The organism is Bacillus cereus group sp. N14, from assembly GCF_016483555.1.
Taxonomy (GTDB): Bacteria; Bacillota; Bacilli; order Bacillales; family Bacillaceae_G; genus Bacillus_A; species Bacillus_A wiedmannii.
This window is the reverse complement of record NZ_JAEHBQ010000049.1, coordinates 1-2379: the sequence shown is the minus strand read 5'-3', so window position 1 is coordinate 2379 and position 2379 is coordinate 1. Positions and strand designations below refer to the sequence as shown.

The window sequence follows — 2379 nt, the reverse complement described above, 5'->3', positions numbered from 1 at the left end:
ATGTCAACTAAGTTTTTCATTTCGTTTGCCGCGTTCTGCGTTATTGCATCGGCGACTTGTTCTATATTACACCTCTAAGATACAACCGTCAATATGTTTTTATAAAAAAACTTCATTTTTTATAAATCCTATTTACGTTATTAAATTATCTATTTATATACCTCTTCTATAAGAATAGATAAGCAACCCATAAAATACTCTATGGGTTGCTATTCCTTCATAAAAACTATTGTTCTTTTGAAGGTATCGAACAACTTTCATCCGTACAAGACATATCGCTTCCACCCTCTGAAGAAAGCTCTTGTAACTTAGGTGCTGGATTCTCTTCTTCCCACACTTGTTGAAGTGCACCGACAAAAGTTTCGAGTGGTTGCGCACCTGAAATAGCATACTTTTGATTAATAATAAAATAAGGTACTCCTGAAATTTGATATTGCTGAGCAATCGCTTCATCAATTCTAACATCATTTGCATATGCACCTTTATCATTAATAACACGTAAAGCTTCTTGCTTATCTAAACCTGAAGCTTCAGCAATAGTAGCAAGCGTATCCACATCACTTAAATTTCTCGATTCAGTGAAATATGCAAAAAGTAGATTTTCCGTAATCTCTTTTTCTTTCCCTTGATCCTTTGCAAATTTAGCTAGACGATGCGCATCAAAAGTGTTCGTCGGCTTCATCTCATCAAAATTAAAACTTAAACCCATACTAGCTGCATGACTTCCTAGTTGTACATTATTACGCTTAGCTTCTTCAATACTAATCCCGTACTTTGATGCAAGTACTTCATTAATACTTGTTCCAGAATAGATTGGAGCATTTTGGTCTAATTCAAAACTTTTAAACTCCACTTCAACATCCTTCTTATGCGGAAATTGCTCTAAAGCCATTTCTAATCTACGTTTCCCAATATAACAAAATGGGCATACAAAATCTGACCATACTTCAATTTTCATAGAAACACCTCATTAACATGTAGTTTTCAATTATTGTAGCACTGGCAATAAGGAATTCAAAAATTTATGCTTCAAACCTTATATACTACAAACTAAAATAAGTTTTTAAATAGAAAAAACGATAATCAAAAGTATAAAAACATTTTCTTCTGATTATCGTATATACAAATCTAAAACAATCTAATTACGCTGGAATGTATCTCCCCACGAACTTCCATACGGTATTCCAATATTTATTCGAATCTACCTTCTCGGCTTCTCCATGTCCAGCACCTGGAACAATTAATTTCTCTTTTTCTACTTTTGCAGCATTATATACTTCATCTAACATTTCATAAGGAACAAATGTATCAGCATCCCCATGAATAAATAGCATAGGTGTTTTACTTTTTGCCACTTGTTTTATAGCTGAAGCTTCTTCTAAATCATATCCAGCTCTTAATTTTGTAACTGTATTTGCCGCATTCATAACAGGAAACTTCGGCAAGTGGAATAAATCGTTTAATTGATAAGTAAATTCATCAATAACAGTTGAGTATCCACAATCTTCAATAATAACTTTAACGTTAGAAGGTAACTCTTCACCTGAAGTCATCATTACAGTTGCCGCGCCCATTGAAACACCAAAGAGTGCTATTTCAGCATTAGGGTCTTTCTTTACAATTTGTTGAATCCAAATCAAAATATCTTTACGATCATGCCAGCCCATCCCTATATAATCACCTTCACTATTTCCATGCCCACGAAGGTCTGGTGCTATAACGTTATATCCTTGTTCATAAAAGTTCCGGATATATTTCGTCATTTTCGATGCCCTACTATCATATCCATGAACTACAATTGCCCATTTATGGCTGGATTGTTCATTCATATATTCATAACCTGTTAATTTCAACTTATCGAAAGAATTTATGTTTTGTTTATTAGGTTTATGATTTGATACAAAGTTCGCATCCTTTTCTTCATTTGTAGCGAACACAACTCCCGATGCATTCACAGTTTCTACTAAGTGAGGATTATCCTCTAAAAACTCTTTCTCTTGTTTCGCATTCAACGCATAATTATAAAAATAATTCCCGACTAACATATAAGTAATTGCTAGAAGGACTAAAACTACTATAGTAATTACACCTATCTTTTTCATATTATCTCCTTAAAAAATTTTAAATCTCCCTATATTAAGGTACCTCAAAAAACAACTGTACTATTTTAACACACCGATAGATTGCTTCTACAAAAAATAGAATAGAAAATCTTAAACTACACATCAAAAATGATGAAAGAAAATGAATATGAGGGGATCAAAAGAATACGGATACTTACTTGAAGCTGATAAGAAGTTTAAAACACAAAAAAGACGAGTCATTCTGACTCGTCTTAAAGTTGCTTGGCGACGTCCTACTCTCACAGGGACAAGGTCC

General features: G+C 33.4%; 2 protein-coding genes. Both read right to left on the bottom strand.

Annotated features, from left to right (window positions below):
- Positions 1–226 precede the first annotated feature (226 nt).
- Positions 227–958: a DsbA family oxidoreductase gene (locus tag JDS82_RS28940; RefSeq protein ID WP_000687944.1), complete on the bottom strand. Its 732-nt coding sequence runs from the start codon at positions 956–958 to the stop codon at positions 227–229.
- Between the two features lie 184 nt (positions 959–1142).
- Complete coding sequence (locus JDS82_RS28935; protein WP_199714321.1) at positions 1143–2102, bottom strand: alpha/beta hydrolase; 960 nt, start codon at positions 2100–2102, stop codon at positions 1143–1145.
- Between the last annotated feature and the right edge of the window lie 277 nt (positions 2103–2379).